The 5,853-nt window shown below is 51.3% G+C and carries 5 protein-coding genes and 1 pseudogene; all 6 read right to left on the bottom strand.

Going from position 1 to position 5,853, the window contains the following annotated elements:
- Window positions 1-518 precede the first annotated feature (518 nt).
- On the bottom strand, window positions 519-1,334 hold the full coding sequence (locus tag ACTQV3_RS09010) for an acyltransferase family protein (protein WP_441536290.1): 816 nt from the start codon (window positions 1,332-1,334) through the stop codon (window positions 519-521).
- Window positions 1,330-1,581 (bottom strand): acyltransferase family protein, encoded by a 252-nt coding sequence (locus ACTQV3_RS09005; protein ID WP_441536288.1) that lies wholly within the window; start codon window positions 1,579-1,581, stop codon window positions 1,330-1,332. Before ACTQV3_RS09005 ends, ACTQV3_RS09010 begins: the two co-directional genes overlap by 5 nt.
- A gap of 4 nt (window positions 1,582-1,585) precedes the next feature.
- The gene (locus ACTQV3_RS09000) at window positions 1,586-2,845 is read right to left on the bottom strand and encodes a nucleotide sugar dehydrogenase (protein ID WP_441069390.1); all 1,260 of its coding nucleotides are present in this window, start codon (window positions 2,843-2,845) and stop codon (window positions 1,586-1,588) included.
- A gap of 137 nt (window positions 2,846-2,982) precedes the next feature.
- Window positions 2,983-4,146, bottom strand: coding sequence for a hypothetical protein (locus ACTQV3_RS08995; protein WP_441069392.1), 1,164 nt, complete (start codon window positions 4,144-4,146; stop codon window positions 2,983-2,985).
- A gap of 41 nt (window positions 4,147-4,187) precedes the next feature.
- Complete coding sequence (locus tag ACTQV3_RS08990; RefSeq protein WP_441069393.1) at window positions 4,188-5,150, bottom strand: glycosyltransferase family 2 protein; 963 nt, start codon at window positions 5,148-5,150, stop codon at window positions 4,188-4,190.
- A 171-nt stretch (window positions 5,151-5,321) separates the two neighbouring features.
- A pseudogene (locus tag ACTQV3_RS08985) lies at window positions 5,322-5,738 on the bottom strand (transposase); the annotation flags it as partial.
- Window positions 5,739-5,853: the final 115 nt, after the last annotated feature.

Below are 5,853 nucleotides of genomic sequence, written 5' to 3'. Positions count from 1 at the left end.
AGTCTGCGAAGCAGCTCCTGCATATCGATGGCGCCGTCGTCGAAACGGGGCATAGCGAGCATGTCCGGCGTCGGGTCTGATAAGATTTCCATAGCGGTCTTCGTCCTTTCCCAGAACCTGTTGTTGTGGTGATTTCAGATTCTAGGACGAAGGCCGTTCTTCGTTAAACGAGCGCTAGGGTGTCACCCTTACACCAACATTTTCGACGCGATCGAAAGTGCAACACAGAGCCTCCTCAGGGCCCAATGTTGGAGGCTTACGACATGCGACACGTCGAAAACAATAGGGCGCGTTGGCACCGCCGCGCTCAATGAGTTGCTCGCGTGGCCCCTCTTAAAGGGAGCGCGTATAACGATGGCGGACGGCGAACGCTCTTTCAGACGCAGACGGGCAAATACTGAATGATTGGCCGATGCCTATATCACAGGAACATGATCGCGCTCTGGCTGGATCAATGGATGAAAACGGTATTCTATTCAAACTGTCTGTTTAACGTGTAAGTCTGAATTGGAAACCCGCTACAGCCTACAAAACGAGTCAAACACATTTGGAATTAACTTTTTAATAATCCCAACCAAAACAAAACTTGAAAACAAAACAGCCAGAAAGCCTACACTACTGCCCCAAACAACATCGTCAAGCGGAATGAAACATCCGGCAAAACATATAACTAGCTTATGGAATAGATAGACACCCATCGTAAGAGATGCAAGATGAATCCATGGTTTTCGTGAAGGGCGCAGAGCCTCCACGAAAACGAACAAAGCAGAGCACCATACAACACACGTAACGCTGTCGTAAAAATACTCTGCATGCGCGGCGCAGGCTGTCTCTGGCATAAGAAAAGATCCAGCAAACAACTGCCATCCAACCGCAACAATTGTACTAACAGCTAGAAACATCCCAGAGGTCCAAACACGCACCCCTTTCTTGCAAAGCGGATATATTAATCCACCAAGCAAAAAGTATTCAAGCCATATCCAAATTCGAAATGCCTGTGGAACGAGGGCTTCCAATGGCATTCCAACAACGCATGAAAAAATATGAACCAAGAGACCCAGAGATACCGTCACACCGAATATAAGTCGTTTCCGACTCATTGAAAGTCGTGAGAGTGTCGGTAATAGGATATATATAAAAGAAAGAGACCATAAAAACCAACAATGAGAGAGCAACCCACGCTGAAGTAAAGTACCTTTAAAGGTAGACAAAAATAGCTTTGGAATAGCAATTAATTCCTCAGCACCAAAGACGTAACCCCCTACGCCAATGCAAAACGAAATAACAAGAACCCAACGAATCAAGACAGCTGCTAATTGTTTTATCTTTCTAATAGAATAGGAATATGTAACCCCCCCCCCTATTTAAAAGGAAGGCACCACTAGCCATGAAAAACACCGGGACAGCGAAGCCACAAAAATAGTAAGAAATGCTTGAAAATGTTGTCAAACCATTAGAAAAAGTATGTAAACCTACCACAGCACAGCAAGCAGCGACACGAATTAAATCAACGCCACAGTCACGTTCCCTAGTTACTGCCGAGCCTTCGACGGACTCATTGCACTTTTCGCTTAAAACCATGTACTTAGTCTCTCTTAAACAGGTCCCTGGTATAAACCTTGTCCGCCACGTCCGCGAGCTCGTCGCTCCAGCGGTTGGCGACGATCACGTCGCAGCCGGCCTTGAAGGCCTCTAGGTCGTGGGTCACCTCGGAGCCGAAGAACTCCGGCGCGTCCAGCGTGGGCTCGTATACAACCACGGGCACGCCCTTGGCCTTCACGCGCTTCATGACGCCCTGGATGGAGCTCGCGCGGAAGTTGTCGGAGTTGGACTTCATCGTCAGGCGGTAGACGCCCACGACCGGCTTCTCCTTGCCCTCGTAGACGCGGTCCCACACCATCTGCAGCACCTCGTCGGCCACGAAGTCCTTTCGGGTGCGGTTGGCCTCCACGATGGCCTCGATCAGGTTCTGCGGCACGTCCTTGTAGTTGGCGAGCAGCTGCTTGGTGTCCTTGGGGAGACAGTAGCCGCCGTAGCCGAAGCTGGGGTTGTTGTAGTGGGAGCCGATGCGCGGCTCCAGGCACACGCCGTCGATGACGTCGCGGGTGTTGAGGCCGCGGACCTCGCAGTAGGTGTCGAGTTCGTTGAAGTAGGCCACGCGCAGCGCCAGATAGGTGTTTGCGAAGAGCTTCACTGCCTCCGCCTCGGTGGTGCCCAGCACGAGCTCCGGGATACCCACGGTGCCGTCTGCGTTCACACGATCGAGCTCCGCGGGGTCGGCACCCTGAGCGAGCAGACGGGCGAACTTCTCGGCTGCCGCTACAGCATCGGCATCCTCCTTCGGCGCACCCACCACGATGCGGCTGGGATGCAGATTGTCGTAGAGCGCCTTGCTCTCGCGCAGGAACTCGGGGCTGAAGAAGATCTTGCCGTCGCCCAGCCTCTCTCGCAGGCCCGCGGTGTAGCCGACGGGGATCGTCGACTTGATGACGATCCAGGCGTCCGGGTTCACCGAGCGCACGGCGGCGATGGCGGCCTCGACGGAGGAAGTATCGAAGAAGTTCCTGTCGCTGTCGTAGTTGGTGGGCGTGGCGATGACTGCATAGTCGGCGCCCGTGTAGGCCTCGGCCACGTCGACCGTAGCGTGCAGGTCGAGATCGCGCTCCCCCGCCTTGGCCTCCGCCAGGAAGCGCTCGATCTCCTCGTCTTGGATGGGCGAATTATAATTATTGATCTTATCGACCTTCTCAGGCACGATGTCCAGTGCGTGCACCTCATTGTGCTGCGAGAGCAGAACGGCGAGAGACAGGCCGACATAGCCGGTACCTGCGACAGCGATTTTCATAGCGGATCCTTTCTAATGAAATACAGTCGCTAAGACCTCTACAGAAAAAATTAAATAGACTGAAGATGCAAGAATTTATATACATACATTCCATTAAGGAAATTGACATGACTCAAAAGGCGTTATCACAATGTGCCTCAAGCTGTCTCCTCCGGACAATCTGAAAAGGACATTCTCGTAATCCAACTTGCACGGGAATCAAAAACGCTGCCAAGCAAAAGAAGAAAAGTACAGTAATGCAGATCCAACAATTGCGGATCGACAATTCCATGAGTAGCAAAGACCACCAGCGCGATTCCGACCATAGCGCCGCCACTTTGTGTAGCTCTGAATGAGATCACCGACAGGGCAGTGAGCATAGCTGAAAAGAAAAGCCAACCATAGTTCAATAGTTCATTCAAATAAGAACAATCGACATAAAGATACTGGGAAGCGGTACTAGCCCCACTAGCGATACTCGACTGAGTAACCCAGCTAACAATTCCGCCGAATAGGCTAACGTCGTATAAAGAAAAGGCTCGTTGCGTATATATCAACCTGAACGACAAAAGCTCATTGAGCATTGAGCCGAGCGCGGTATAGGGACTAACGGTCAGATACAGCAACGCCGACACGAGGGCACAAACGGGAAAAGAAATTGCAACAAGAAAGCAGCCAATTTTACCAAAATGCCAGTGCGCAGTTTTGTAAATAACCCCGACCACAGCCAAATAAACCAGTACAAGAATAAAAGAATTCCTCGCACCAGTCGCTTTAAAAATAAGGATATCAACCAGACCCATAAAGAGCAGTTCGACTAATTTGATACCCTTACCACGCAAAACTGAATAGCCTGTGACCAGTAATAAATAATAGTGAGAAAGAAATGTAGTCCAGCCGAAACCCAAGCTACCGTTCCCGCGGTTGTAATCAAAAGTTTGCCCGATAATACCGACAAAAAACGAAATAGTTACGAATAGAACAGAGATTGCCGTACACACCATTGCCGTGAATAAAATATCCTTAAAGCAAAATCTTCTCGCGGTGAAAGCAATTATTAGCATGTAGGCGATATCGTTTCCCCCAACACGCCATAGCAAAAAGCCAAATACGATAAGACATGCAATAAGCAATATCTTTCCTAAGTCGATTACGGCATTAAATAACTCAGAGAACACGCACAGACAGATGCCTAGATATAAACCCCATCCCAAAAACGAAGCAATAAAACCGCCGTTGTAGCCATATCGCGAAGTTAAAAGAATTCGACAAAAAAGCCAAATCGAGAGCCCGGATAGAAATATAACTTTATCGGCTTCCAATCTGCCAAACATCTTCCATGATAAGGATGAATCTCGTCTCACTATTTCACCAGCCTTCCAAGATCTTCGAGATCACAGCCCCCTGCAAGAAACTCAAAAGTACCTTTCAGCAACGCAGCACTTCTGGCCCACCGCGCCGAGATGCCACCCGTACCAACCAGTAGGCATTTCATTGCATCTTTAAAGTTGAAAACGATCTGCCTGACGGCATCTCCCCAGCCATGGTGATAACGCTTCACAATGAGATTGTTCCTGTAAAGTCTATGAAAGTTCGCGATCCTAACCGGATCATCCTCGTTCTGAATGTTCAGGCTTTTTGCGTTGACGCGCTTATGCAAAACGGAACTTTTCCCCACCAGATAGGCAGGACCGAAATGATGCGTCAGCCGCGTCGTATATTCTGTATCATCTCCCCAGATGAAAAAACTCGCAATTGGAAGACCCAATTTCTCCACAGCACGGGCGTTTATGAGGAGAGAGACAAAAGTCGCACATTCAATCTCGACCATTCCGTCAGCCAAGCCAAGGTACCAGTTCGGATAGCCATTCTCGGTCGGTCTCGAATCCAAAACAGGCACGTTCATGGGCTCGCCATCAGGACCGGCAACGCTGCTCGCCAAAAAAGACGGCACGCCGCCCAGCCTCTCAGCAACGGGAAGCGATTTCACGAGTTCGGATAGGGCATCTGGTCGCGCAATACAATCGTCATCCATGAGCCATATCCAGTCGCAGCCCATTTCCATGCACCTCTTGATGCCCTCCTTGAAGCCACCGGCACCACCAAGGTTTTCCGACATCCTGAAATAATGCATGTCAGGGATACTGGCGAGTTCGCCGCCATCCCAAAAGAGTTCCTCGGTACCATCGGTGCTCGCATTGTCAATGACAACGACTACCGAAGGTGCGAAACTCTGTGCGGTAACCGCAACAAGACATTCCGCGAGGAGCGCTTTGCGGTTGTAGGTCACCACCAATGCGGCGACACGTATGTTGGACTGCTTCATTCCGAAACTCCAATCTTCTTCATATCAGAAAATGCCTTGAAGGCGTGATGCTCGCCGGAAATTACAATAACCGCTGCGTAAACACCTACAAGCAGCAACACGCGCACGAACGCTGGGTACCGTCAAGATTCTTTCGCAAATTGATTTAGCCGTCTCCGGCCCCGTCCTCTTCTAGCCCTCCGCCTTTCCCCTCAGCTCGTCCATCTCCTCCAGCTTCGACATGTCCAAGTACCTCCTCTTGCCCCACTCGTGCTCCACTATGTACTTCAGCCTCGCCGTCACCAACATCAGAGCCGAATTGCCGTCTGGGAAGGTCCCGACGACCCTCGTCCTCCTCCTGATCTCGCGGTTGATGCGCTCGATCCCGTTGTTCGTCCTGATCCGGCGCCAGTGCTCCGGTGGGAATTCCGTGTAGGCAAGCGTCTCGGCGAACCCGTCGCGCACCGTCCTCGCGGCCGCCCCGAGCCTCATCGATTCCAGCTCCTCCGCCACCTCCTCGGCTTTTCTGGCGCATGCCTCGCGCGATTCCTGCGCGTGGATCGCCTTCAGCATGCGCGCCGCGGCCTTCCGCCTGGTCACGGGAACCCTTCCCAGCTGTTTGTGTCAAGCTCGGGCTTTCAATTGAGGCAGCGGTTCTTTTCACACGTGGCAAGGAAAGGTTTCAGGTTTGGCAAAGGCGTGCCTCTTTCTCTCTTTGGCTTTG

It is taken from the genome of Collinsella sp. LCP19S3_A7 (assembly GCF_052121995.1).
Taxonomy (GTDB): Bacteria; Actinomycetota; Coriobacteriia; order Coriobacteriales; family Coriobacteriaceae; genus Collinsella.
Note: the sequence above shows the minus strand (reverse complement) of the source record. Positions and strands in the feature narration are given on the sequence as shown.